This is a genomic window from Scytonema millei VB511283 (assembly GCF_000817735.3).
GTDB lineage: Bacteria > Cyanobacteriota > Cyanobacteriia > Cyanobacteriales > Chroococcidiopsidaceae > Chroococcidiopsis > Chroococcidiopsis millei_B.
Genome location: NZ_JTJC03000005.1, coordinates 226,463 through 252,506 on the forward strand (window position 1 = coordinate 226,463; position 26,044 = coordinate 252,506).

At 45.8% G+C, this 26,044-nt stretch carries 27 protein-coding genes; 20 read left to right on the forward strand and 7 right to left on the reverse strand.

Going from position 1 to position 26,044, the window contains the following annotated elements; all coding sequences use genetic code 11:
* Positions 1 to 2: 2 nt before the first annotated feature.
* From QH73_RS29335 to QH73_RS18625, 7 genes are all read left to right on the forward strand, one after another.
* The gene (locus QH73_RS29335; RefSeq protein ID WP_374189047.1) at positions 3 to 176 is read left to right on the forward strand and encodes a DUF6888 family protein; all 174 of its coding nucleotides are present in this window, start codon (positions 3 to 5) and stop codon (positions 174 to 176) included.
* Positions 173 to 394 (forward strand): DUF6887 family protein, encoded by a 222-nt coding sequence (locus QH73_RS18600; RefSeq protein WP_039715954.1) that lies wholly within the window; start codon positions 173 to 175, stop codon positions 392 to 394. The genes QH73_RS29335 and QH73_RS18600 overlap by 4 nt, the downstream gene beginning before the upstream one ends.
* Positions 395 to 446: 52 nt before the next feature.
* On the forward strand, positions 447 to 1,973 hold the full coding sequence (locus tag QH73_RS18605; protein ID WP_039715953.1) for a phytoene desaturase family protein: 1,527 nt from the start codon (positions 447 to 449) through the stop codon (positions 1,971 to 1,973).
* A 188-nt stretch (positions 1,974 to 2,161) separates the two neighbouring features.
* Positions 2,162 to 3,493: a diguanylate cyclase gene (locus QH73_RS18610; RefSeq protein WP_052290092.1), complete on the forward strand. Its 1,332-nt coding sequence runs from the start codon at positions 2,162 to 2,164 to the stop codon at positions 3,491 to 3,493.
* Positions 3,494 to 3,559: 66 nt separating this feature from the next.
* Positions 3,560 to 4,609, forward strand: coding sequence for a type 2 isopentenyl-diphosphate Delta-isomerase (gene fni, locus QH73_RS18615; RefSeq protein WP_039715952.1), 1,050 nt, complete (start codon positions 3,560 to 3,562; stop codon positions 4,607 to 4,609).
* A gap of 152 nt (positions 4,610 to 4,761) precedes the next feature.
* On the forward strand, positions 4,762 to 6,609 hold the full coding sequence (gene sppA, locus QH73_RS18620) for a signal peptide peptidase SppA (RefSeq protein WP_039715951.1): 1,848 nt from the start codon (positions 4,762 to 4,764) through the stop codon (positions 6,607 to 6,609).
* A 156-nt stretch (positions 6,610 to 6,765) separates the two neighbouring features.
* A complete protein-coding gene (locus tag QH73_RS18625; RefSeq protein WP_132867366.1) occupies positions 6,766 to 8,208 on the forward strand; it encodes a cation:proton antiporter in 1,443 nt (480 codons plus the stop codon).
* Between the two features lie 87 nt (positions 8,209 to 8,295).
* Here QH73_RS18625 and QH73_RS18630 read toward each other — a convergent pair whose 3' ends face one another.
* Positions 8,296 to 9,000: a rhomboid family intramembrane serine protease gene (locus tag QH73_RS18630; protein WP_039715950.1), complete on the reverse strand. Its 705-nt coding sequence runs from the start codon at positions 8,998 to 9,000 to the stop codon at positions 8,296 to 8,298.
* Between the two features lie 356 nt (positions 9,001 to 9,356).
* Here QH73_RS18630 and QH73_RS18635 point away from each other — a divergent pair, with 356 nt between their 5' ends.
* The 7 genes from QH73_RS18635 to fumC all read left to right on the forward strand — a co-directional run bounded on the left by QH73_RS18635 (position 9,357) and on the right by fumC (position 14,607).
* Complete coding sequence (locus QH73_RS18635; protein WP_236147076.1) at positions 9,357 to 9,536, forward strand: hypothetical protein; 180 nt, start codon at positions 9,357 to 9,359, stop codon at positions 9,534 to 9,536.
* Between the two features lie 107 nt (positions 9,537 to 9,643).
* Positions 9,644 to 10,213 carry a DUF4126 domain-containing protein gene (locus QH73_RS18640; RefSeq protein ID WP_039715948.1) on the forward strand — a complete coding sequence of 190 codons (570 nt, stop codon included), beginning with the start codon at positions 9,644 to 9,646 and terminating at the stop codon, positions 10,211 to 10,213.
* A 128-nt stretch (positions 10,214 to 10,341) separates the two neighbouring features.
* Positions 10,342 to 10,662, forward strand: coding sequence for a hypothetical protein (locus tag QH73_RS18645; protein ID WP_039715947.1), 321 nt, complete (start codon positions 10,342 to 10,344; stop codon positions 10,660 to 10,662).
* 46 nt (positions 10,663 to 10,708) lie between these two features.
* Positions 10,709 to 11,719 (forward strand): zinc-dependent alcohol dehydrogenase family protein, encoded by a 1,011-nt coding sequence (locus tag QH73_RS18650; RefSeq protein ID WP_039715946.1) that lies wholly within the window; start codon positions 10,709 to 10,711, stop codon positions 11,717 to 11,719.
* Positions 11,720 to 11,735: 16 nt separating this feature from the next.
* Positions 11,736 to 12,245, forward strand: coding sequence for a DinB family protein (locus QH73_RS18655; RefSeq protein ID WP_236147077.1), 510 nt, complete (start codon positions 11,736 to 11,738; stop codon positions 12,243 to 12,245).
* Between the two features lie 31 nt (positions 12,246 to 12,276).
* The gene (locus tag QH73_RS18660; protein WP_039715944.1) at positions 12,277 to 13,071 is read left to right on the forward strand and encodes an SDR family NAD(P)-dependent oxidoreductase; all 795 of its coding nucleotides are present in this window, start codon (positions 12,277 to 12,279) and stop codon (positions 13,069 to 13,071) included.
* A gap of 135 nt (positions 13,072 to 13,206) precedes the next feature.
* Positions 13,207 to 14,607, forward strand: a complete 1,401-nt coding sequence (fumC, locus tag QH73_RS18665; protein WP_236147078.1) for a class II fumarate hydratase — start codon at positions 13,207 to 13,209, stop codon at positions 14,605 to 14,607.
* Between the two features lie 7 nt (positions 14,608 to 14,614).
* Here fumC and QH73_RS18670 read toward each other — a convergent pair whose 3' ends face one another.
* Positions 14,615 to 14,779, reverse strand: a complete 165-nt coding sequence (locus tag QH73_RS18670; RefSeq protein WP_165587733.1) for a hypothetical protein — start codon at positions 14,777 to 14,779, stop codon at positions 14,615 to 14,617.
* A gap of 211 nt (positions 14,780 to 14,990) precedes the next feature.
* Between QH73_RS18670 and QH73_RS18675 the strand changes: the two genes are divergently transcribed.
* The gene (locus tag QH73_RS18675) at positions 14,991 to 15,770 is read left to right on the forward strand and encodes an SPOR domain-containing protein (RefSeq protein ID WP_052290091.1); all 780 of its coding nucleotides are present in this window, start codon (positions 14,991 to 14,993) and stop codon (positions 15,768 to 15,770) included.
* Positions 15,771 to 15,814: 44 nt separating this feature from the next.
* Here QH73_RS18675 and QH73_RS18680 read toward each other — a convergent pair whose 3' ends face one another.
* The 4 genes from QH73_RS18680 to QH73_RS18690 all read right to left on the reverse strand — a co-directional run bounded on the left by QH73_RS18680 (position 15,815) and on the right by QH73_RS18690 (position 17,626).
* Positions 15,815 to 16,114 carry a hypothetical protein gene (locus QH73_RS18680; protein ID WP_039715943.1) on the reverse strand — a complete coding sequence of 100 codons (300 nt, stop codon included), beginning with the start codon at positions 16,112 to 16,114 and terminating at the stop codon, positions 15,815 to 15,817.
* Positions 16,111 to 16,623, reverse strand: a complete 513-nt coding sequence (locus tag QH73_RS18685; protein ID WP_039715942.1) for a DUF4365 domain-containing protein — start codon at positions 16,621 to 16,623, stop codon at positions 16,111 to 16,113. Before QH73_RS18685 ends, QH73_RS18680 begins: the two co-directional genes overlap by 4 nt.
* Positions 16,624 to 16,899: 276 nt before the next feature.
* Complete coding sequence (locus QH73_RS28890) at positions 16,900 to 17,031, reverse strand: hypothetical protein (protein ID WP_286194131.1); 132 nt, start codon at positions 17,029 to 17,031, stop codon at positions 16,900 to 16,902.
* A 178-nt stretch (positions 17,032 to 17,209) separates the two neighbouring features.
* Positions 17,210 to 17,626, reverse strand: coding sequence for an MAPEG family protein (locus QH73_RS18690; RefSeq protein ID WP_039715941.1), 417 nt, complete (start codon positions 17,624 to 17,626; stop codon positions 17,210 to 17,212).
* 171 nt (positions 17,627 to 17,797) lie between these two features.
* Between QH73_RS18690 and QH73_RS18695 the strand changes: the two genes are divergently transcribed.
* From QH73_RS18695 to QH73_RS18705, 3 genes are all read left to right on the forward strand, one after another.
* Positions 17,798 to 19,357 carry a bifunctional ADP-dependent NAD(P)H-hydrate dehydratase/NAD(P)H-hydrate epimerase gene (locus QH73_RS18695; protein WP_039715940.1) on the forward strand — a complete coding sequence of 520 codons (1,560 nt, stop codon included), beginning with the start codon at positions 17,798 to 17,800 and terminating at the stop codon, positions 19,355 to 19,357.
* A 70-nt stretch (positions 19,358 to 19,427) separates the two neighbouring features.
* Positions 19,428 to 21,947 carry an EAL domain-containing protein gene (locus QH73_RS18700; protein ID WP_201278220.1) on the forward strand — a complete coding sequence of 840 codons (2,520 nt, stop codon included), beginning with the start codon at positions 19,428 to 19,430 and terminating at the stop codon, positions 21,945 to 21,947.
* Positions 21,948 to 22,268: 321 nt separating this feature from the next.
* Positions 22,269 to 22,577, forward strand: coding sequence for a hypothetical protein (locus QH73_RS18705; protein ID WP_039715939.1), 309 nt, complete (start codon positions 22,269 to 22,271; stop codon positions 22,575 to 22,577).
* 190 nt (positions 22,578 to 22,767) lie between these two features.
* Here QH73_RS18705 and QH73_RS18710 read toward each other — a convergent pair whose 3' ends face one another.
* Positions 22,768 to 24,132, reverse strand: a complete 1,365-nt coding sequence (locus QH73_RS18710) for an NAD(P)/FAD-dependent oxidoreductase (RefSeq protein WP_039715938.1) — start codon at positions 24,130 to 24,132, stop codon at positions 22,768 to 22,770.
* On the opposite strand from QH73_RS18710, the gene QH73_RS18715 reads away from it, so the two are divergent.
* Positions 24,106 to 24,306, forward strand: coding sequence for a hypothetical protein (locus QH73_RS18715; protein WP_165587734.1), 201 nt, complete (start codon positions 24,106 to 24,108; stop codon positions 24,304 to 24,306). The genes QH73_RS18710 and QH73_RS18715 overlap by 27 nt on opposite strands.
* Positions 24,307 to 24,514: 208 nt before the next feature.
* Positions 24,515 to 25,981 carry a 9,9'-di-cis-zeta-carotene desaturase gene (gene zds, locus QH73_RS18720; protein WP_039715937.1) on the forward strand — a complete coding sequence of 489 codons (1,467 nt, stop codon included), beginning with the start codon at positions 24,515 to 24,517 and terminating at the stop codon, positions 25,979 to 25,981.
* The last annotated feature ends 63 nt before the right edge of the window (positions 25,982 to 26,044 follow it).

Consider the following 26,044-nt stretch of genomic DNA (forward strand, 5'->3'; position numbering starts at 1 on the left):
TTATTCCTACAACAGCGCAATTGTTTACTTGTTTCGTCCTCAGCTATTGGGCGACAAAAATGTACTTGCCTATATACATAATCCGTGTAGACGAACGCACAGGAGAAGTGTTCTTTTTGGTAGGAGAAGAAACAGCAGTTTTAATCTTTAGTAATGGACTTTGGAGATTTATATGACAATACCTAATTTTCAAGCTATGACTCGCAAAGAGTTATTAGCATATATGCTCGAACACCGAGATGACGATGAAGCATTTCGCGTTTTTATGGATAAAGTTCATGCTGAACCCCCTACAGAAGTATATCCCGCACCACAATCAATTGACGATTTGAAACATTTTCCTCAATTGCTAGAAAAACACCGTCAACAGCAAAAAGATAATTCCGATAAGTAAGCTAGAGAAAACTTTTACGCAACCAGGGACTCACGCAAGGAAATTTCAAGCAGTGAAAACAGATGTCATTGTCATCGGTAGCGGTATTGGTGGTTTGAGCTGTGCGGCAACTTTGGCACGGTATGGATTTGATGTTGTTGTCTGCGAAAGCTACTCAACACCTGGGGGTGCGGCGCACGGTTTTGAACGCAACGGTTTTCAATTTGATTCTGGACCTTCCCTCTACTCCGGTTTATCTTACAGCCCTTCACCTAACCCACTGCGACAAGTTTTAGATGCAATTGGCGAAGATTTACCTTGTGTCAATTACGATACCTGGGGTTGCTGTTTGCCTGAAGGTGACTTCGATACAACGGTAGGTGCAGATCAATTTTGCGATGTGTTGGCAAGGTTGCGAGGAGATAAAGCTGTAGCCGAGTGGCGCGAACTTCAGCGAGTTATAGAACCTCTAGCCAAGGCTGCTACGGCAATTCCTCCTACTGCTTTACGCTTCGACTTAGGTGCAATAGTGTCTCTAGGGCAATATCTGCCTGCAATGCTACCTCATATTGGTAGTGCTTTTAAACTGACGGGTGCATTCAGTCAGATTATGGATGGTGTCGTTACCGATCCGTTTGTGCGTAACTGGCTAGATCTATTGTGTTTTCTCCTCTCTGGGCTACCTGCAAGCGGCACGAGTGCGGCAGAAACGGCATTTATGTTTGCCGACTGGTACAAACCTGGAGTGATGTTAGATTACCCTTTAGGTGGTAGTGGGGCGTTGGTTGATGCCTTAGTACGGGGATTAGAAAAACATGGGGGTAAATTGATGCTGAATACCCATGTTGAGGAAATTTTAGTAGCGGGACGCGCTTCAGGTGTCCGATTGCGTGGTGGTGAAGAATTACATGCAAGACGAGCCGTCGTCTCGAACACTTCTATCTGGGACACGCTGAAATTACTTCCCCAGAATGCCATCCCCAAATCCTTGCAAGCAAGACAGGCAACTCCAGAGTGTGACAGTTTCATGCACCTACATTTGGGAATTGATGCTACAAATATTCGGGCAGATTTAGCATGTCATTACATTGTAGTCAACGATTGGGAACGGGGAGTCACAGCACCGCAAAATGTCGTATTGGTATCGATTCCATCAGTTTTAGATCCGTCCCTAGCACCACTAGGAAAGCACGTCATTCATGCTTACACTCCTGGTAGCGAACCTTATAGTTTATGGCAGGAAATGGATCGCAAAGGTGAAGAGTATACCCGTCAAAAACAAGCACGGGCAGAAGTCATGTGGCAAGCTTTAAGACGCATTATTCCCGATATCGATAACCGTTGCGAGGTAACTTTGGTAGGTACACCCCTAACTCACGCTCGTTACTTGCGCCGTCATCGAGGTTCTTACGGTCCCGCCATTGCTGCGGGGAAAGGTTTGTTTCCTGGTGCAACTACACCGATTCCAGGGTTATTGTGTTGCGGTGATTCTACCTTTCCTGGTATCGGTTTACCCGCCGTCGCCGCCAGTGGTGCGATCGCAGCAAATACCCTTGCCCCATTATCCCAGCATTTGCAGTTATTGCGGGAAATTCAGTAAGCAGTTATCAGTTATCAGTTATCAGTTATCAGTTATCAGTTGTCAGTTAATTCCGACTTACGACTTACGACTTACGACTTCTCATGATTTCACAAGAAAATTACACATTACCACCGCGTAATTACAGTAAACAGTTGAGGTGGCTGCGGGCAAACTAAATGTAACTAAGCTAGCAGCTGCCAAACTTGATGAAACTCTGCTGGGGTTCGAGTACCTCCATCCGCAATCGCTTCGCCTTTGGTATGGGAGCTATGCTGCTGCCGTTGATTTTGCTTGGTTGTGGAACTTTTATTTCGGTAGAAGGAGCGTTAAATCGGTTTGAAAAAAATGAAAACGCAACTTTAGAGGAACTATTTCCTGTTACCGAGTTAGAATCACTGATTGTCCTGGCATCAACTTCTGCTGATGATTATCTCAGTTACGGTACGCCAAATGCTCGCGATCGCTTTGTGCGGATAAGTGGTGAAATAGATAAAGCTTTTGTGACAATTCTAAATACCTCGACCGATACGCCAGAAAAAACAGCCTTGTTGTTCGTAGCTCAAAAAGCATGGCAACAAGCTAAAATCAGCGGTGAGGCGATTTTTACTAATTCCCATCCAGCTAGAACTAAGTTGACTGCCCAAGAAAAGAAGCGTTTGGACGTACAGCTCGAACAGGCTACAGAAGCTCTAGATCGATTGCAAGAACTCCTCACTCATTTGCAAATATCTGATAACATCGCTCAAGCGCAAAACACCAAACTTTGGGTGAAGGGAATTGTTGTTGTTGTGTTTGGTTTAGGATTGGGAGTAGCGGCGATCGCGAGTTTAACTTTAGCTCGTTCTGTATTAATCCCATTGCAAATTTTAGCAGAGGGAGTTAAACATCTAGCTGAGGAAGATCTTTCTTACCGGATTGTCCTAGCGAATCAAGATGAGTTGGGACAACTAGCAACGATGTTTAATCAAATGGCGGAAAAACTCGAACAGAGTCAGGCAGCCTTGAGAAATTTAGCAACTTTGGATGGATTAACTGGAGTTTTTAACCGTCGCGAGTTTAACCAAAAACTCAAAACAGAGATCGAGCGATCGCATCGCTACATGCATCCTTGCTCTTTAATTATGTTAGATATCGATTATTTCAAAAAGCTCAACGACACCCACGGACACCAGGGAGGAGACGAAGCACTCAAAGTCGTTGCTGATATCATTAAACGCGAAATTCGCCCCGTGGACGTAGTAGCGCGTTATGGCGGTGAAGAGTTTGCCGTGATTCTACCTGAAACTTTCAACGATAGTGCAGCAATTGTCGCAGAACGATTGCGTCATGCTGTGGCTGCTGAAGCGATCGCAATTTCTCCCGAACTTTCGATTCATGTCACTGTCAGCGTCGGTCATGCAACTTTTCCAATAGATGCAATCTTAGAGGAAAAATTACTCGGTGCTGCCGATCGAGCCTTATATGCTGCTAAACATTCCGGTCGCGATCGAGTCGTGAGTTACAGTAGCTTGCAGCAAACAGTAGAACAAGCAGGATGAAAACTTACCTGCATCTTCTCCCCAAGACTGAGAAAATGGTAGTAAAAGATGCTCTAATTCAAACTTGTGAACCTTCCTACCAATTTGCCCGCAGCCACCCAATCTCGCAAAGCCGACCACCTACGAATTTGCATCGAACAAGACGTGCAATGCCAGTCTATTACAAATGGATTAGAACGCTATCGCTTTACCCATACCTGTTTACCCGAACTGAATCGCAGTGACATTAACTTAACGACTACCTTCTTAGGTAAGAAACTAGGCGCACCCTTGCTAATTTCTTCCATGACTGGGGGTACGGAGCAAGCAGGCATCATCAATCGACGCTTGGCTGAAGTTGCCCAACACTACAAAATCGCGATGGGTGTAGGTTCTCAACGGGTGGCAGTGGAAAAACCGCAAGTTGCCGATACATTCGCCGTGCGATCGCTAGCTCCCGATATTCCCTTATTCGCTAACTTGGGTGCAGTGCAACTCAACTACGAATATGGCTTAGAACAATGCTTGCGGGTAGTAGACATCCTCGAAGCCGATGCCTTGATTTTGCATCTCAATCCCCTACAAGAGTGCATTCAACCCAGAGGTGATGTCAACTTCTGCGGCTTACTTGACAAAATTGAAAAACTGTGTAAGAAGTTGCCTGTACCTGCGATCGCCAAAGAAGTCGGTAATGGGATTTCAGGCGACATGGCGCAAAAACTAATCAATGCTGGAATTGCAGCCATTGACGTAGCGGGTGCAGGTGGTACGTCCTGGGCAAAAGTAGAAAGCGAACGAGCAGAAACAGCCATGCAACGCCGCCTCGGACTCACCTTTGCCGATTGGGGTATTCCTACAGCAGAATGCATTACCAACGTGCGACAGGTTGCCCCCAATATTCCTCTGATTGCCTCTGGTGGGTTGAGACATGGCTTAGAAGTTGCTAAAGCGATCGCCCTGGGAGCAGATCTGGCAGGTCTTGCCATGCCTTTTCTCAGAGCAGCTGCCGACTCCGAATCAACCCTACACGCCCTTGCAGAAGTCTTAATTGCCGAAATTACCACCGTCCTCTTTTGTACTGGTAGCGCTAACTTACAACAACTCAAACAATCTCAAACATTGCAGCGTGTAGCATGAGCGATCGTTGTGGGAAAAATAAATCAGTTGTCAGTTGTCAGTTATCAGTTATCAGTAAAGAGTGGTAGTTGGTAGTTGGTAGTTGTCTCCCTTGTTCCCCTTGTCTCCCTTGTCCCCCTTGTCCCTCTCCTGACTCCCTACTCCCTAGTTAAATGCGTAACTTCCTCAAACAAACTTTTGCTAGTGCCATTGGAACCTTGCTCGGACTGCTACTATTTTTTGGTCTGAGTATATCTGGAATGCTTGTCATCTTGGTGGCTTTGGCTGCTCAAGATAACGAACCGCAAGTTAAGGATAGATCGGTTTTAGTTTACGATCTATCTCTCAACATCACCGATGCCCCGCGTAACTCTAGTACCAGCGCTTTGATTCAGAATGCTCTTTCAGGAGAAAGTAACCGTACAATCGCCCTTCGCACGGTGCTAGATACCCTGGAAAAGGCAAGACGCGACCCTAAAATTATTGGGATTTATCTCGATGGCAGCAATGGCGCAGAGGATGGCAGCAGTGGCTACGCCAAATTTAAAGAAGTGCGGGGAGCCTTGGAAAAGTTCCGTGCTGCTGGCAAAAAAATTATTGCTTACAGCTCAAGTTGGGGTGAGAAAGAATATTATCTCAGTTCCGTGGCGGATACTGTAGTGCTGAACCCCCTTGGCGCAATGGAGATTAATGGTTTGGGTGCTTCAACTCCATTCTTAACGGGGGCACTGGAGAAATTTGGCGTTGGAATACAGGTGATTCGGGTAGGTAAGTTTAAAGCCGCCGTAGAACCATTAATTCGCAAAAATCTCAGTCCAGAAAATCGGCAACAGACAGAGAAATTATTAAACGATCTGTGGGGAGAGTGGCGCGCGGCAGTTGGTCAAAGCCGGAAAATTAGCCCCAACCAGTTACAAGCGATCGCAGACGGTCAAGGTTTCTTGTTGGCAGAAACAGCCCAAAAACAAGGATTAGTGGACAAAGTAGACTATTTCGATCGCGTTTTGGCGCAGTTAAAGCAGCTAACTGGTGAGGAAAAAGAAAATAAAACCTTCCGCCAAATTAGCTTGAGTGCATACGCTGGAGTTTCTGGTAAAGCGTTGGGCGTAGAACGTAACTCAGAGAATAAAGTGGCGATTGTCTACGCTGAAGGTGATATTGTTGACGGTCAAGGAGAGGCGGGACAAGTAGGAGGCGATCGCTTTGCCCGGATTTTCCGCCAACTGCGACAGAATCCCAATGTCAAAGCTGTTGTCTTACGGGTAAATAGTCCTGGTGGAAGTGCCACAGCTTCAGAAATCATTCAACGCGAGATCCGCCTGACGCGGGAAGCCAAAAAACCAGTCGTTGTTTCTATGGGCGATGTTGCAGCTTCCGGCGGTTACTGGATTGTCACCGATGCCAATCGGATTTTTGCCGAACCTAATACGATTACGGGTTCTATCGGCGTATTTGGACTGCTGCCAAATTTTCAAAAGCTGGCAAATAACAACGGTGTGACCTGGGATGTGGTGAAAACCGGAAAATATGCTGACAGTCAAACTGTTTCTCGCCCTAAATCTCCCGCAGAATTAGCAGTCTATCAACGCGCGGTCGATCGCATCTACAGTACATTCTTATCAAAAGTTGTTGAGGGACGAGATTTACCGCAACAGAAAGTCGAGGAAATTGCCCAAGGTCGAGTTTGGTCGGGTGTCAGTGCCAAACAGATCGGATTAGTCGATGAAATTGGTGGCTTGGATGCAGCAATTGACTACGCCACAAAGCAAGCAAAGTTAGGCGATGACTGGGAAGTAGCAGAATATCCCGAAACCCGTTCTTTAGAAGAACGCTTATTTGGGCAAGTCTCTGATGGAGTCAGAACCGCGTTGGGTCACAATACTGCTGCAAACCAACTCGCACTGCCAGCCCCGATCGCGGTTGAAGTTGCTAAAATGCGCGACGAGCTTGCGATTCTGCAAGCAATGAACGATCCTTTAGGAGTTTATGCCCGTTTGCCTTTCAATCTAAAGATTGAGTAATTGGTCATTGGTCAAGAGTCATTAGTAAGAGAGTGAGTGGCTGGTGACTAGATAAAGAATTTAACAACTAGCCACCAGCCACTAGTCACTAATCACTGACAACTGATAACTGTTAACTGTTAACTGATAATTGAGAAAGTGACTTGAGGTTAAAGCATGAATTTTGGTGGACTGATTTCCGCAGCACCAGTATTTGACGCGATCGCCTGGTTCGAGTCGATCCGTATCGGTAGCACTTCTCTACTTGCGAGTGCGTCAACAGCAGACAATTCCCCCTTCATTTTCGCTGGCATCTTAGCTAGTCTGGTTGTGATTTACTTAGCCAGTACCATTGGCGGGGAAGTATGCGCGCGGCTGAATTTACCACCAGTTTTAGGGCAACTGATTGGCGGCTTGGTGGTAGGGATCTCGGCTTTACATCTGTTGGTATTTCCCGAAGGTGGTGGCGACAGTTCTAATTCGCTGTTAATGAGATTTCTAGAAGCTACGGCGGGATTGAGTGTAGATGGAGTAACGACAACATTTCAGATAGACAGCGAAGTGATTTCGGTTCTGTCGGAAATTGGTGTGGTGATTTTGCTATTTGAAATTGGGTTAGAGTCCAATTTACAAGAATTGCTGCGCGTTGGAACTCAAGCTACAATCGTCGCGATCGTGGGAGTCGTGACACCGTTTCTATTTGGTACTTTGGGCTTAATTGCCTTCTTCCACATCTCCACCGTACCAGCTGTTTTTGCAGGGGCAGCTTTGACGGCAACTAGCATCGGTATTACGGCTAAAGTTTTGGCAGAACTCAACTATCTCAACCGTTCGGAAGGACAGATCATTATCGGGGCGGCGGTGCTGGATGATGTTTTAGGTATCATCGTGCTAGCCGTAGTTGCTAGTCTTGCCAAAACTGGAGAAGTCGAATTGACGAATATCATTTATTTGATTCTCAGTTCAGTCGTCTTCTTAGTAGGAGCAATTTTAATCGGACGCTGGTTAAATCCCTACTTCGTCCAGTTAGTCGATGCACTCAAAACTCGCGGTCAATTATTAATTCCAGCACTCATTTTCGCTTTTGCCTTATCTTACATTGCCACTGTCATCAAATTAGAGGCAATTTTGGGTGCTTTTACTGCTGGGTTAGTATTAGCAGAAACGCAAAAATGTCGCGAATTGAAAAATCAGGTCGTACCGATCGCAGATATTCTCGTGCCGATTTTCTTTGTGGTTGTTAGTGCCAAAACAGACATCGGTGTTTTAAACCCAGCTGTCCCAGCAAATCGGGAAGGGCTGATTATGGCAAGCTTTCTGATTGTTGTCGCAATTCTGGGTAAAGTCGTCACTGGCTTCACCGTCTTCGGGCAAGAAAAAGTCAATCGTTTAGCGATCGGCGTGGGTATGATTCCTAGAGGTGAAGTCGGACTTGTTTTTGCTGGAATTGGTTCTGCGACTGGGGTGTTACCCCCTGCCTTAGATGCAGCAATTATTGTCATGGTCATTGTCACCACATTTATCGCCCCACCACTATTACAAATTGTGTTTCAGCGATCGCCCCAACAGAATTTACCACAACCAGAAGCGATCGCATCTGTATCTGAATCAAAACAATAAACCTCTGACACGCATATGTCTGTACGGGCGGGTTTACCAAAAATATTTGTCGTCAAAATTGAGATCTCGGTAAACCCGCCCCTAAGGTTAATCGCGTTTCAATAGTCCAAACATTGGGGCGAGAATTGCCCCAAATACAAATCCTCCGGCGTGCGCCCAATAAGCTACACCGCCACTTTCCATCCCAATATTGCTAGGAACTTGTAAGCTGGCAACACCATATAAAGCTTGTTGAACAAACCACAATCCTAAGAAAAAAACTGCCGGAATTTGCAAGGTAGTCACGAAGAACCCCAGAAACACTAAAGTCAATACCCTTGCTTGGGGATAGCGCAAAATGTACGCGCCCATCACTCCTGCGATCGCCCCACTTGCACCTAATGAGGGAATAGTTGAATTTGGCGAGAAAAACCACTGAGATAACGCTGCCAAAACTCCACAAGTAAGATAAAAAATCAAAAATTTTACATGCCCCAAACGATCTTCTACGTTATTACCAAAAATCCAGAGAAACAGCATATTTCCGGCAATATGTAAGAAGCCGCCATGCAAAAATTGAGATGAAATTAACGTCATCCATTCTGGTAATTGCTGCGGCGTTGGAATGGGACATCTACTTACTATATTTCCTGATAATTGGCAAGGTACGACGGCAGCCGAATAGAAAAATTCTTGTAATTGTTGTTGGTTCAGAGTTAATTGGTAAAGAAAAATACCAATATTTGCACCGATTAATCCATAGGTAATATAAGGTGTAATTGACGTAGGAACATCATCGCGCAAAGGGAACACGGCATTTTTCCTTATCGTGAAACTGCTTGTCAAAATTCTAGCTTAAGTATTTTTTACCACAATAGAGGAAGTCAAAAGTCAAAACTCAGAAGTCAGAAGTCAAAAGTCAGAAGTCAAAACTGAGGAGATAGAAGACAGAAGACAGGAGACAAAAGTAGTTTTTCTCCCCCAACTTCCAAGCGCGACCCTACGCTGGGTGACTCTCTCTTTTCCCTGCTCCCTGCTCCCTGCTCCCCTCCACAAAATTACTCCTAAAGGTAGAGCAAAAGTTAAATCAAACTACATGTAAGAGAGAGGAGATTGAATTTCATTGCTGTATAGAATGATGCCAAATTAGCATGAATTTGGAAAAAATTATGTCAGAAGAAAAAAATACGTCATCAGCTTCCGGCGGCTATCAAACCCCCGTTGAGGAAGACATTCGCAAAACTGGTAATGCAGTTCAAACCGATGCTAAACCCTCTGCTGTACCGGAATCTGGCAGCAGCGATCAAATGGCTGAAGGTGGTGGCAATCAAGGCACTGAAAAGCGCTAACATTTATCAGTGGCTAGTGGTTGGTGACTGGTGACTAGAAGAATTACTTTCTCGCCTCCCTTATATCCCATGTTCCCCTTGTCTCCCTTGTCTCCCATTCCCCGAAGATGGACACCATAGAAGGTATTAGTATCGGTATAGCTCTCAGTGCTGCTTGTGGCTTTCGGATTTTTATTCCACCATTAGTCATGAGTATTGCAGCTATTTTCGGTCATTTGCCCCTGGCTTCAGGATTTGCCTGGGTGGGGACTTATCCCGCACTCATTGCTTTTGCTGTGGCGACGGTGGTGGAAGTGGGAGCTTACTATATTCCTTTATTAGACCATTTGCTAGATACTGTTGCTACTCCAACGGCGATCGCAATTGGTACTGCTATTACCGCTGCTTTTCTACCCGATACCGATCCTTTGCTTAAGTGGACTTTAGCCGCGATCGCAGGTGGTGGTACAGCTGGTACAATTCAAGGCTTAACGGGACTTGCTCGTATATCTTCTACGGCTTTGACAATTGGACTCGGTAATTCAGTCGTAGCAACACTTGAATCTTTCGGTGCATTTGTCTTGTCAATCTTGGCGCTCGTATTACCTTTCTTAGCTGTTAGCTTAGCTGTGGTTTTAATTGTAGTTAGCTTGAGTAAAATAATTCAGATCTTTTATAGTAAAAAGCAGGTTGAATAGTTCGCATTTTTAAGTTGCGATCGTCTATTTTCTTTCAACTACGTCATAGAAGATCCCCCCAACTCCCCTTTTTAAGGGGGGCGATGAAATTGGATATATGGCAAATGACAAATGACAAATGACAATTTATGACAATTAAAAATATTGCGATCGCTTTTCTTCTTTTGACAAGTTTTGCTGTGCCAGTTAAGGCGCAAACCCAACCATCTGAATCAAAGTCGCCTTCAAAGTCTCCTACTGAGATCGCACCATCTGCGCCTAACCAAATTGCTGAGGCTTGCATTCAAAATCGGGCTGAAACGCTACCATCTCCTTTTACCGATATACCGCAAAATCACTGGGCTTTTAAAGCTGTAATGACCATGCATTATTGCGGAGCATTTCGTCAAGCTGCATCCCTAGAACTATTTGAAAAAACAACACCAGCACCAGATCGGCAGCCTGAGTAAGTTACACATAACATTTTTAAACGCTTAACCTAGATGGAGGAATGCAATGAAGGTATATGAAATTCAGAATTCCTTCGGTTTAGACTCTCTAAACATTGCAGAACGTCCAGATCCTAGCCCTAGTTACGGACAAGTATTAATTAAAGTCCGGGCAGTATCTCTAAATTACCGCGATCTGATGGTGGTGAAAGGGCTATACAATCCCAATATTCCTTTACCTTTAATTCCCTTTTCTGATGGCGCGGGAGAGGTGGTAGCAGTAGGGGAAGGAGTGACCCGAGTGAAAGTAGGCGATCGCGTGGCGGGTATTTTCTTCCAAGACTGGATCGCCGGAAAACTAACCGCAGCAAAAACTAACTCCGCTTTGGGTGGAGCTATAAACGGAATGCTGGCAGAATATGTAGTATTGCACGAAGATGGCTTAGTACACGTCCCAGCGCACCTCACAGACGCAGAAGCAGCTACATTACCCTGCGCCGCCGTCACCGCTTGGAATGCCTTATTTCACTCCGGTAGCCTCCAAGCTGGCGAGACAATCCTCGTACAAGGTACAGGTGGGGTTTCGATTTTTGCCCTTCAGTTTGCCAAAATTGCCGGGGCGCGAGTTATTGCTACCTCCAGTAGCGATGAAAAAATAGAAAAAGTCAAGCAGTTGGGTGCTTCAGCAACAATTAATTACAAACAAACTCCCCAGTGGGGTAAAACAGTCAAAGAATTAGCTGGCGGTGAGGGTGTCGATTTAGTTGTAGAAGTTGGCGGCTCGGGAACTTTAAACGAATCTTTACGGGCTGTACGTATAGGGGGACAAATTAGTTTAATCGGCGTTCTCAGCGGTGGTAGTGGCGAGATTAGCACCGTGTCAATATTAATGAAAAGCGTGCGCGTACGCGGAATTTATGTTGGTTCGCGAGAAATGTTTGAAGCCATGAATCAAGCAATTACACTACATCAAATGAAGCCAATTATCGATCGCGTTTTTCCTGTTTCTGAAGCACGAGAAGCTTTGAAATACATGGAAAGCGGTTCTCACTTCGGGAAAATCTGCCTCCAATTCTAAAAATATTGTTTCACCAATGACAAATGACAGCCATATGCTTGTCGAACATTTTCAAATGCTTGCCCGCTACAACAGTTTGGCAAATCACAAATTATATCAAGTCTGTTCCCAGTTAAGCGATGCAGAACGCAAGCAAAACCGACCTGCATTTTTTAAGAGCATTCATGGCACGCTCAATCATATTTTAGTGGGAGATCGCATTTGGCTGACACGGTTTGCAGGCGATCGCATACCATCAACTATGCTCGATGCAATTCTTTACGAAGATTTTGACGAATTATGGATGGCACGTCAAGTAGAAGATGAGCGAATTGCAGCTTTTGTTAGCGCTCTAACTGTGGAGTTTTTGCACGGGACGATCGAGTATGTCAATAATGCCGGAAAAACTTGTAGAGATCCGGTCAATTTATTAGTCGCTCACTTTTTCAACCATCAAACTCACCACCGAGGACAGATTCACGACATGGTGACACAGACTACAATTTCACCACCATCTTTAGATATGCATCGCTTGATTAGACCTTAATCTGCGACCTTAATTTGTAAGGAGCGAGCGAATGGATCTTCAACTAACGGACAAAATCGCCCTAATTAGTGGTTCTACTGCTGGAATTGGCTTGGCGATCGCCACGATTTTAGCCCAAGAGGGAGCAACTGTGGCGATTAATGGCAGAAAACCAGAACGAGTTGGTAGTGCGATGGATAAAATTAGGCAGATTTATCCAGAGGCAAAATTACAGGGCGTAACGGCAGATTTATCTACTGCTGTCGGTGCTGAGTTAACGTTTCAGCAAGTACCAGTTGTAGACATTTTGGTGAATAATCTGGGAATTTATCAAGCCAAGGAATTTGGCGAAATCACAGATGTAGATTGGATGGAAATTATCGAAACTAACGTCATGAGTGGCGTGCGGTTATCGCGGCATTACTTACCACTCATGCTGCAACAAAACTGGGGACGGATTATTTTTATCTCCAGCGAATCAGCTGTGAATATTCCCGCTGAAATGATCCATTATGGCGTAACCAAAACCGCACAGCTTGCTTTAGCCCGAGGAATGGCAGAAACTACAGTTGGTAGTAACGTTACGGTAAATTCGATTCTGGCAGGTCCCACCAAGTCAGAAGGTGTAGAAACTTTCGTGCAAGATATGGCGCAGTTTCAAGATATCGATCCTAGCCAGGTAGAAAAAGAGTTTTTCGAGAATACTCGCCCTTCTTCTTTGATTAAACGCTTCGCCACGCCGGAGGAAGTTGCGGCTTTAGTTGCTTTCGTAGCCAGTCCCTTAGCGTCTGCTATTAACGGCGCAGCTTTGCGGGTTGAGGGGGGAGTGGTGCGATCGATTGTTTAAGTAGGGGCGCACAGCTGTGCGCCCGTACAAATATTGTATAAACGATGATTGTATAAACAATCTTTATATAGTTTTTTCAGTTGCGAATTGGAGTGACATAGGATGTAGGATGTGGTGAATTAAGGAACAATGCTAATGGAACCCATGACTGCTCAAATCGGCACTCGGACTGAAACCGATAGTATGGGGACAATTGAAGTACCGAACGATCGCTACTGGGGCGCACAAACCCAGCGATCGCTAATTTACTTCGCCATTGGCAACGATACCATGCCACGGGAAATGATTCGGGCGATCGGCATCTTGAAACAAGCAGCGGCGGTTGTCAATCAAGAATTGGGACAATTGCCGGAAGATAAAGCGAGTTTAATCGTGCAAGCCGCAGAAGAGGTAATTTCTGGCAAGCTAGACGACCATTTTCCGTTACGAATTTGGCAGACGGGAAGCGGCACTCAGACCAACATGAATGCAAATGAAGTTATTGCCAATCGCGCGATCGAGCTAGCTGGGGGAGTATTGGGCAGTAAAAAGCCAATTCACCCCAACGACCACGTAAATATGTCCCAATCTTCCAACGATACGTTTCCGACAGCAATGCACATTGCCGCAGCCGAAGAGATTTACCATCGGTTGCTGCCAATGGTGAAGAAATTACGACATGCATTGGCGGCTAAAGCTGAGGAATTTCAGGAAATTGTCAAAATCGGTCGCACTCACTTGATGGATGCCGTACCGTTGACTTTAGAACAAGAATTTTCTGGTTATATCGCTCAATTAGAAAAAGATTTAATTCGCATTCAAGCTGCACTACCAGATTTATATGAATTAGCAATTGGTGGTACAGCAGTAGGTACGGGATTGAATACGCATCCAGAATTTGCCGATCGCGTGGCGGCGAAAATTAGCGATCGCACCCAATTACCATTTATCTCTGCACCAAATAAATTTGCCGCTTTAGCGGCTCACGATGCGATCGTTGCTGCCAGTGGGACGCTGAAAACCCTAGCAACTTCGTTAATGAAAATTGCTAACGATCTGCGCTGGTTGGGTTCTGGTCCCCGTTGTGGCTTGGGAGAGCTGATTTTACCTGCGAATGAACCTGGATCGTCAATTATGCCGGGAAAAGTCAATCCCACTCAGTGTGAAGCGATGACAATGGTATGCGTACAAGTGATGGGAAACGACACCGCGATCGCAGTTGCCGGATCTCAAGGTAACTTCGAGCTAAACGTGTTTAAACCTGTCATGATACACAACTTACTGCACTCCATCCGGTTATTAGCCGATGCTTGCTCCTCATTTACGGAGCATTTAGTCATTGGTATTGAGCCAAATCGAGAACAAATTCAGCATTTTCTCACCAATTCCCTGATGCTAGTCACAGCACTGAACCCGCATATTGGTTACGATCGCGCTGCTGCTGTCGCGAAAAAAGCATATAGCGATCGCACCACCTTACGCCAAGCCTGTGTCGAATTGGGTTTTCTCACCGAAGCCGAATTCGATCGCCTCGTCCGACCGGAGAAAATGATTTAGTCAGTTATCAGTTATCAGTTATCAGTGAAGAAAGGGTGTGGGGTGTGGGGTGTGGGGTGTAAGAATTTTGAATTTTGAATTGTTTTGCTCCCTCAGCTCCCTCAGCTCCCTGCTCCTCTGCCCCTCTGCTCTCTTCCCCCGACTCCCGACTCCCGACTCCCGATCCGTACATCTACCGAAGATAAAATTGCAGCGAACCCGACTCAGAAAAAGTTTCCGCAGAAATGCTCTGGGGGTAAGAGTGAGGGTGGGTTAATTTTTTCTTTGTATTTTTGTTGCTCGCACACAGCTCAAAAGCTATTTTTCAGCTCAGTGGGTGGGAATGCAGCAAAAATTGTTTTATATTCAATAACTACTTGACTTGAAGCACAAGGCTAGCTACGATGAAGCGGCAAATTCAATCTCCCATAATAGCCAAATTTTTTAATTTAGATATTAGTTGGAACCTGGCGATCGCCCCAGCCGTAACTCTATTAGTAGGGACATGGTTAACACTAGCTGCTAACGCTACTCAAACGCAACCCGTCGCTGAAAACAAAAAATCAATTCCGAATTCCGTAGCTCGCTTCTCTCCTGAAGGGCGAGTATTCCGAATTTCTAATTCTAATTTCACTCCCCGCGAACTTGACTTCCAAGCACCTTCATCTGCACCAGTAAATCCCCCACCAGTTAAACCTTTACCAGTAAATCCCGTACCTACTCCTCGCACTACGAGTTACTTGGTTTATGTGAATAATCCGAATGCATTGACGCTACAACGAATCAAACAGTTTGAGCCATCGGCATTCGTGCGCCAGTATCAACAAAGAAACGTGATTCAGGCAGGAATATTTCAACAGACTGCTAATGCCCAAAAACTAGCGATCGCCCTAGAATCTCAAGGCATTGATGCACGAATTGTCAATCTTTCAACTGGAGAAGATACAGATTTTACAGGTAAATTTTATTTCGTAGTCATTCCTGCTAAACAAAATAAATTAGGTGCGATCGAGCAGAGAATCCAACAGCTAAGAATGGGAATGCCAGTCAGAGTCAGCCAGCGTCAGGAACCTCGGACTCACGTAAGAGTGGGACCATTTTTGGCAAAAGAACAAGCCGAAAATTGGCGGCGCTATCTACGAGCTTCGGGACTGAGAAGGGCGCGAGTTTATTACGGACAATGAGTATTTTGAGGCGATCGGTGAGGCGATCGCCACATCGAGCGGGCTTATCTAGTATTTACATCTGAATTGATTGCATCCACAATCTCCTGGAAAGATACGGATTGCAAGACAGATAGCAGATTCACTGCTTTAGTTAGTAAATAGAGCTTGTCTTCATAATCATCTCGACTAGGCAGAACAATTTGAATCGGTTTGCCTCGATCGTCCACACCCTTCTCAAACACGAATAACCGTGGATTGGGATGATCGATCGCCATCCAGTGATTTTGTTGGAGATAGTTGACCACTTCAGCAAGGCGAAGCTCCTGAATTTGAGGATAATTTGATAAAACTTCAGGGGTCATGACCACTCTCCTGTTTTGACATTCTCCATTAAAGTTAGCAAAGATTCTGGGGTGAGGCGTTGGGTTCGGGGAATGTAGATCCTGACAGACTGGCGATTTCCGCTAAGGTTGCCACTGAGATATTCCCAGTAGCAAGTTCCTTTCAATCTCAGTTCTGATTCTTCGCAAATGAGCCATTGTGTCGAATCGGGGGGTAATGCTAACAAAATGAGGATACAGGGTATCGCGGCTCTTATGCTGCGTCTGAGAATCAAGTCATTGTAGGTTTTCGCTTCTAGGTCATAGATAACATGGGTGGAGTCGAGTTTCCATTGGGTTGAAGCTTTGAGTTGAAAACTGAGGGAAAAGCCAGATTCGACTCGGCGATTTTGCCGTACGATGACTTCATCGAAGCTACCATCTACACCATAGTCATATTCTCGAATGGCTAAGTTGAGTCCGGCACGTCCAGCGATCGCGCGAATATAAGCACGGCTTAACGCTTCGGCGATATGTTGGTCAGTTAGCACAGTTGCTTATGGCAGGTAGGATGGCTGCATCGTAGCAACTCCACAAGCAGCTTAGCAATCCGTTGCATTAGAGTTGTTATGCCGTGGCTGGGACAACAATTGTCTAATCTGCTGATACCAATTCTTAAACCACTGTTTTGGTAACTCAACTCTGGAAAAGCAAAGTGTCTGAAGTTGTTCTAGACTATAAGTATTGGAAAGATATAAATCCCACTGTGCTGATACCTCTTCTGTGATATCTGCACACATTTTGAGCGTACTATCTTCATCAACAGGTCAATCACCGTACATAAACGCCATATGAGAGCGATCGCACCAATGTGCAACATCTTGATGTGTATACGTTGTCATTTCCAAACCAGCACCTTGAGCAAGCAAAGATGCAAGATTTTCTGGTGAAAATGTCAATGGGATTTCCTACCAACTAGTTTCTCTCCAGCAGCCAACGTACTTATTTTTACTCTGGTTTTGTCCAGGCTGAAAAACATAATTACTCATAGCGATAAATTCGATACATAGAAAGTTACAAAAATTTGATTATTAGATAGAACTAGATAGAAGTAGTGGTAATAGATGTGACGGGAACTTAGAAAACTGCTAATGCAATTAAGGCAACCAAGCAAACAAACTGACTGCCTAAACAGAAAACTCGATACAACGGATTTAAGCCAGCGATGTGAATCAGCGAGTGTGCTAGCCGAAATCCGATGTACGCGACAACAAGTGAATCTACCACTGTTCCAGATACGCCTCGAACTGTTAGCAGAAACAGAACTCCTAAATATAAAGGTAGGTTCTCCACCAAGTTAGCTTGGACGCGATATAAGCGCCAAAGCAAGCTTTCATCGTTTGGTGTGGCGAAATCTTTGACAGAGCCACCAGCAGAGAGATGCCGAATTCTCACGACAAGCAAAGAGACAACGACAGCGATCGTCCATACGATGAAAATTACTAAACCCCAGAGGGGCAAGGTCATATCCACAGTACGCATGACTGAATACATACAATCTGTCCTGGTAAACTGCTGCTACTCTAGCGTTAATCTTACTAGATGTCTCAAACGGCGATCGCCACACGACCCGAAAAGCCGATCGCCTCAAGCTTTATAATTCAAGGTTAAGCTGTAGCTCGATAAGGCTGGTAGTCTAGATAAAGTAAGCTTTGGGTTTGAGCTTTGCTACCAGATCGCTCTAGACGCAAACAAATTGAGCAAGTCGTAGTTACGGCTGAGCAGATGCGCCAGATTGAGGCGCGGATATTTGCTGCGGGAATGCCAGTTGCAGCTTTGATGGAAAAGGTAGGGATATCGATCGCCCGACGAGTACAAACATTGTATCCCTATCCCCAAGTGCGACGGGTCGGCGTGCTGGTAGGACCAGGACATAACGGCGGTGATGCTTTAGTGGTGGCGCGAGAGTTACATTTCCAAGGGTATGAAGTTCTCATCTACCGTCCGATCGCCAAATTAAAAGAATTAACCAACCAACACGCACAGTATGCTGAGAGTTTAGGCATCCCGCATTTTGAGGCGATCGCTCCCTTGCAAGATTGTGACTTGTTAATCGACGGCTTATTTGGGTTTGGCATGGAACGCCAAATCACCGAGCCAATCGCCTCAGATATTCACCAACTCGACCGCTGGTCTATGCCTATTCTCAGCATCGATCTCCCTTCTGGGTTGCATACAGATACAGGAGAAGTGCTGGGAAAGGCAGTTAAAGCAACGCGAACTTTTTGTTTGGGATTGTGGAAGCAAGGATTATTACAAGATCGAGCATTAGAGTATATCGGTACGGTAGAACTGATCGATTTTGACATCCCCACAGCAGATATACATGCTGTTTTGGAAGCGCCCAAAGTCAAGCGCGTGACGAGTGACTTGGCGATCGCCACTCTTCCCCTGACTCGTCCGCCAGTCACTCACAAGTACAAACAAGGGCATTTGTTACTCATTTGCGGTTCGCGACGCTATGCTGGCGGTGCATTACTGACAGCTTTAGGTGCTAGAGCAAGTGGTGTCGGAATGCTGTCGATCGCCGTGCCTGAATCGCTCAAACCCCTGCTGAACGCGCAACTCCCTGAAGCATTAGTTGTAGGTTGTCCCGAAACCGATAATGGCGCGATCGCCCAGCTCGATTTACCAGAAGGAACCGATTTAGAATCATTTCAAGCCATTGCCTGCGGTCCCGGTCTGACTTTAGAAGCTACGCCGATTATCCAAGGAGTTTTGAACAACGATTGCCCCCTAGTTCTGGATGCAGACGGTTTGAATATTCTTGCCATTTTGGGGACGCAAAAGTTATCGCGGCGATCGTCGCCAACCGTCCTCACACCTCATGCAGGAGAGTTTAAGCGCTTATTTCCCGATGCTCCTAGCCCGATGCAAGACCGCATTAGTGCTGTACGAGAAGCAGCACAGACGAGCAAAGCAGTGGTATTGCTCAAGGGAGCGAGAACGGCGATCGCCAATCCATCAGGTCAAGTCTGGATTAATCCTGAGAGTACGCCTGCATTAGCACGGGGTGGGAGTGGCGATGTTTTAACTGGATTACTAGGGGGACTGCTTGCCCAGGCAACCGCACAACATATCTCAGTAGATGCGATCGCGGCGTGTGCGGCATGGTGGCACTCCCAAGCGGGCATTTTAGCAGAACGAGAAAGAACTCAAATCGGAGTCGATGCATTTACATTGACGCAGTTTTTGATTCCAGTTCTGCATCAATCTGTAGGATAGTCGTTAAAAATCATACTTTTTGAGGGAGAAAAACTCTGCACTTAAATGGCAAGCTGAGAGAAATTAGCCTATGGCAGGATTTTCTGCTGCCAAAATCTCAGCAGCGAGTATGGTAGATCGGGAAATAATTCAGATAAGTAGAGCCTTAAGCGCCACCTACGATCTGCGGGTGGTTTTTCTTTCGCTAGCGATCGCGATTTTTGGCGCTTACACAGCGCTAGATTTGGTGGGACAAGTTATTTATGCGCGGGGAATGGCACGGAAATTTTGGACAGTTGGCGGCGCGATCGCTTTAGGAATTAGTGTCTGGGCAATGCATTTTGTTGCCATGCTTGCCTATCAACTACCAATTCCCATCTCTTACAACTTTGAAATCGTCTTACTGTCAATGGTAGTGGCGATCGCGACTGCTGGTTTGGGGCTATTTCTCGTCAGCCGCCTACCGTTGAATTGGCTGTTGTTGTCGTCTGGCAGTTTTTTTGTCGGGCTTGCGACAATCGGGATGCATTACACTGCCATGCAGGCGATGTTGGTAGCAGCAGAACCAACTTACGATTTGCGGTTCGTTGCTTTTTCTAATTTGTGTGCAGTTGGTTTATCCTTTTGTGGCTTATGGCTGACATTCCATCCGACTGCTAAAGTTCTGGTTCCGGCTGAGAGTTGGCGCAAGCTGGGAAGTGCGATCTTAGCGGGAACTGCGATTGATGGAATGCACTATCTGGCGATGGCGGGAGTCAATTTCTATCCTAGCGTCCAAAAATTAAGCAAGATACCTGCTGGCATTGATAACTACGTGCTGGCAATTACGATTGGTGTGGCGACTTTGGCTATTTTATTATTAGGTGGCTTGGCTTCTTTTTTTGGTCAACAACTCAGAGCAGAAATCGCCAGAGTTGAAGCAATACGAGAAAGTGAAAAGCGATATCAAGAATTATTCGAGCTGGCTCCCGATGCCTATTTTTCCCTGACACCTGATGGCACAATCCAATCGGCAAATCAGTTTAGTGCTGAATATTTAGGCTATAGCCAAGAAGAACTGATCGGTAGTTCGGCTTGGATGATAGTTTACGAAGCCGATCTTCCTTGGGCGCAGCAGTGGATGGAGAGCATGTTTCGCGACAGAGTGACGACGAGCGAAATCGAACTGCGAAAAGTGCGTAAAGATGGCTCGGTGTTTTGGATTCGGGAACGCAGCAAATTAATTTTAGACGCAATGGGAACACCTGTAGGACTGAATACGATTTGCCGCGACATTACCCAATTGAAACAAGTAGAAGAACAATTGCGGCAGAATGCGTTTCACGATCCGCTCACGGGTTTACCCAATCGCGTGCTGTTTATGGATCGCTTGCAATTAGCGATCGAGCATCACAAAAGGCATCCAGAAAATTTTTTCGCCGTTTTGTTTCTAGATTTAGACCGCTTTAAAGTCATTAACGATAGTTTAGGGCATTTACTGGGCGATCGCTTACTCATGGCGATCGGCGATCGCCTGAAAGAATGCCTGCGTCCTGTAGATACGGTAGCGCGGCTCGGGGGAGACGAATTTACAATTCTGATCGAGGATATTACCGATGTTAGCGATGCAATTCGCGTTGCCGAACGAGTTAATACTGCGCTTGCTGTGCCGTTTCATTTAGACGGACAGGAAGTCTTCACCGCCGCCAGTATTGGTATTGCCTTGAGTACCACTGGCTATGACAACTCCGAAGACGTACTGCGAGATGCCGATCTTGCCATGTATCGCGCCAAAAGTCAGGGAACGTCAGGCTATCAAATATTTAACCCTGACATGCACGCTAGGGCAGTAGCACTGTTGCAATTGGAAACAGATCTGAGAAATGCTGTGGAACGACAAGAGTTTCGCCTGTACTATCAACCAATTATCTCGCTAGCTACAGGTAGAATTGTCGGTTTTGAGGCTCTGATTCGCTGGCAACATCCCCAATACGGTTTGCAAAACCCCAGCCAATTTATCCACGCCGCAGAGGAGGCGGGACTGATTAACCGGATTTGTCAGTGGGTACTCTACACGGCTTGCGCTCAATTAGCTCAGTGGCAAAGGCAATTTTCCGCGATCGCACCTTTAACGATGAGTGTAAATATTTCTGGCAAGCAGTTCAGTCAACCTCAGCTCAGCCAGCAAGTACAGCAAGCTTTACAGGATACAGAATTAAGTGCCGAATGCTTGCACCTAGAGATTACTGAAGGTGCAATTATGGATGGAGCCGGAGCCGCGCCCGATCTCCTCTGGCAGTTACGAAATTTAGGCGTGCAATTATGGATTGATGATTTTGGCACGGGATACTCATCTCTAGGGCGGCTCTACCACTTTCCGATTCACGGTTTAAAGGTCGATCGCTCCTTTGTGGCACAAATTGAAAACGCTGACAACGCCCCCCTTGTGGAAACTATCCTCACTCTCGCTCGCCAACTCGAACTAGAGGTGACAGCCGAAGGAGTAGAAACCGCAACACAACTTACCCGACTGCGAGCTTTACAGTCCGAGTACGCGCAAGGATACTTTTTCTCTCCTGCTGTAGATGGGGAAGCAGCAACAGCCTTACTGAGTCAAAATCTTCACTGGTAAGTCGTAAGTCGGACAAGGGAGAGGGGGGAGACAAGGGAGACAGGGGAGTAATTCTGGTTCCACTAGTCACCAGCCACTAGCCACTAATAACTGATAAATCTGTAACTTTTCATCTTGACACAGGCGATCGCCAAATTACGAGATTTTTATCAGTGTTTTTGACTTGTATTACTTGTTTACACTTCCCTATTAATACTTAACGATCGCTGGCTTCCAATTAAGAATATCTTAATTTCAGTAATTTTTCTGACCCAGAAAATGTGCGGATAAATTATGTTTGATTTGTCTGCTTCATGAAATTTTTTTGAACTTAAACGGAAAATGCTGACTGGAAAGCAACTCACATACACACTTCTCTCTACTGCCACATTTTTCTTTCCTACATTGGTTCGAGCTGAAGCAAATACCAATGCATACCCGGTAGAAGTCGTACAAAGTTTTATGCAGGAATGCACGGAAAAAAGTGGTAAAAAACAAGTCTGTGCTTGCGTCCTCGATCGCATTCAAGACGAATACGATCTCGAACAGTTCTCTAAACTAGAAAGAAAGTACAGAGCGACTGGCAAAATTCCCAAAGAAGTCAAGAAGTTTATGTTTGGCTGCGTTGCCAGCAATCTTGCTAATAATTGAGTCATTCGTCCTTAGTCATTTGTCATTTGTGAATAATTAGTCTTCTTAGTTACGACTTACGACTTCTCTTTTGTCATCTCCAGACTTAACCAATAACCAATGAATCATTAGTCATTTGTCAATAGATATTTGTGCGTACCAATGACAAATGACAAATGACAAATGACAAACCATCAAGCCGATAACTTAACTAGGTGTGAGTAGTAGCTACGTTCGAGCGATCGCCTGAGGGCGCGTAATAATTACCGTTTTCATCAATTCCCAACTGAAGTAAAGATTCTTCGCCAGTAATTAATCTCGCTCCTCGCTTGCGGGTAAAATAGTTCCAGCCCCACTGGAAAATTACTACCAACTTATTGTCAAATTCAATTAGGTAGTAAATATGGACGAATAACCAGATTAGCCAAGCGAAAATTCCCGAAAACTTGACGAATCGCAAATCTACCACTGCGGCATTACGTCCGATCACCGCTAAGCTGGCGATATCAACGTAGCGGAAAGGAATGACAGCTTGTCCCTGAAGCCTGCGTTGGATCAGTTCTGCTACATATTGCCCTTCTTGCATGGCTACGGGTGCGACTCCTGGTAAAGGCTTGTCATCTTGGTGCGAATAATTCGCCAAATCGCCAATGATGAAAATATTGGAATAGTTAGCCAGACTTAGATCGGGTTCGACAATGACTCGTCCCGCCCGATCGAGTTGCGCCCCCGTGCGTTGGGCGATCGCTTCTCCCATCGATGAAGCCTTCACACCCGCCGCCCATAAAACCGTTCGCGTGGGAATAGATTCAATATTCTCACCTTGACGGATCGTTACAGCATCCTCGGTGACGTTCGTAACCAAAGTTTTGGTTTTAATTGTCACGCCCAACCGCTCTAGAGAGTGCGCTGCTTGAGTCGATAACTTTGGATCGTAGGGTGGTAGGATACGATCCATACCCTCTATCAGCAAGATTTGGGTTTCTTTGGTGTCAATATTGCGGAAATCGCGTTTTAAAGTACTGTAAGCAAGCTCCGCGATCGCCCCCGCTAATTCTACTCCCGTTGGTCCTCCGCCCGCGATCGCAAAAGTCAACCAAGCGCGACGTTTTTCTGGATCGGTTTCCTTTTCAGCTGCTTCAAAAGCTAGAAAAATCCGCCGCCGCATTTCTAAAGCATCTTCTACAGTTTTGAGTCCTGGTGCAACTTCTGCCCAGTTGTCGTTACCGAAATAATGGTGACTTACCCCAGTCGCCACAATCAGACTATCGTAGGCTAATTCTCCATTACGCAAAATAATTTTTTGCTGTTGAGGATCGAGATCGATGACTTCGCCCATCAGCACTCTCGTGTTTTTTTGTCGATTCAAAATCGCCCGCAACGGCGACGAAATATCGGCTGGGGATAGAGTCCCCGTAGCAACTTGATAGAGCAGGGGTTGAAACAGATGAAAATTCCGCTTATCCACTAAAGTGACATCGAAACCACTTTTTCCTAATGCTTTGGCTGCATACAGCCCCGCAAAGCCGCCACCAACGATGACAACTTTATGAGGAGTTTTCATAGGTTCTACCATAAGTTAGATGCTAAATTTTCTCTACTTTTACTACCTACAGAGCTTTGTTGCGTCATTAAGCAAAGATCTGCACCTTTGCCAATACTTGCTTCACAGATTTTAATCCCAGATTACTGCGATCGCCACTTTTTGGGCGTAGCGACAGTTACCAGACCAGTTATCAGTTATCAATGACCAGTTATCAGTGAAGAAAGGGTGTGGGGAATTGGTAGTTGGTAATGGGTAATGGGTAATGGGTAATGGGTAATTATTCTCCCTTGTCCCCCTTGTTCCCTTGTCCCTTCCTCAGCTCCCTCAGCTCCCTCAGCTCCCTCAGCTCTCTTCTCCCTGCTCCCTGCTCCCTGTTAATATACGTAAAGAAACTGAGCGGGAAATATAACACATGCGGGTTGCGATTGTCGGTGCGGGGCTGGCTGGGCTAGCAACTGCCGTCACGTTGGCGGATGCTGGCTGGGAAGTAGAGATTTATGAGTCTCGCCCTTTTGTAGGTGGAAAAGTCGGGAGTTGGGTAGATCCCAATGGCAACCATGTTGAGATGGGGTTGCACGTCTTTTTTGGCAATTATTACCAGCTATTTGAATTGATGAAGCAGGTAGGGGCATTTGAACACCTACTGCGAAAAGAACACGTGCATAATTTTATTAATAAAGGCGGACGCACCGGAGCGTTAGATTTTCGGTTTATTACAGGTGCGCCGTTTAATGGATTAAAAGCCTTTTTCACCACTTCGCAGCTGTCACTACAAGATAAAGTCCAAAATGCGATCGCCCTCGCTACTAGCCCTATAGTAAGGGGTTTAATCGACTTTGAGGGAGCAATGAAAACAATCCGCAGCCTCGACAATATCAGTTTTGCTGACTGGTTCCGCCGTCAGGGTGGCAGCAATGGCAGTATCAAACGGATGTGGAACCCGATCGCCTATGCTTTAGGTTTTATTGACTGCGAGCATATTTCTGCTCGTTGTATGTTGACAATTTTCCAAATGTTTGCTGCTCGAAGCGAGGCTTCTGTATTGCGGATGTTGGAAGGTTCGCCGGATGAGTTTTTGCACAAACCAATTGTGAAGTATCTAGAGGATAGGCAGGTCAAAATTCACACGCGGCGGCGAGTCAGAGAAATTCAGTTTGCCGAAGATAGGGACGAAACCCGCGTCACGGGTATAGTTGTTGCTAATGGCGAGACAGAAGAAACAATTACTGCCGATGCCTATGTGTGTGCTTGCGACGTACCAGGAGTTCAACGGCTCTTACCTGCGGCATGGCGGCAATGGTCGCAATTTGACAACATCTATAAGTTAGAAGCAGTACCAGTAGCAACGGTACAATTGCGGTTTGATGGTTGGGTGACAGAACTGCAAGACGCTCAAAAACGCCAGCAATTGCAGCAAGCCGCAGGCATCGATAATTTACTGTATACGCCGGATGCCGATTTTTCTTGCTTTGCAGATTTGGCTTTAACTAGCCCGACAGATTATTACCGCGAGGGACAGGGTTCTTTACTGCAACTGGTACTAACACCAGGCGATCCTTTTATTAAAGAAAGTAACGAGGCGATCGCCCAACACGTCCTCAAGCAAGTCCACGAACTATTCCCCTCGTCGCGGGAGTTAAATATGACTTGGTATAGCGTTGTCAAGTTAGCGCAGTCTCTCTATCGCGAAGCACCAGGGATGGAACCGTATCGTCCTTATCAAACTACGCCAGTCGCGAATTTCTTCCTTGCGGGGAGCTACACCCAGCAAGACTACATCGATAGTATGGAAGGGGCAACACTTTCGGGGCGATTGGCAGCGAAAGCAATTCTGGCAAGTGAAAAACTAGCCAGCCAAGGCGAGTTGTCGGCTGTATAGGTAAACGCAGGCGCGGTAGTAGCTTCGAGCGATACCGCATAGACACTAAACAACGCAGAGGAA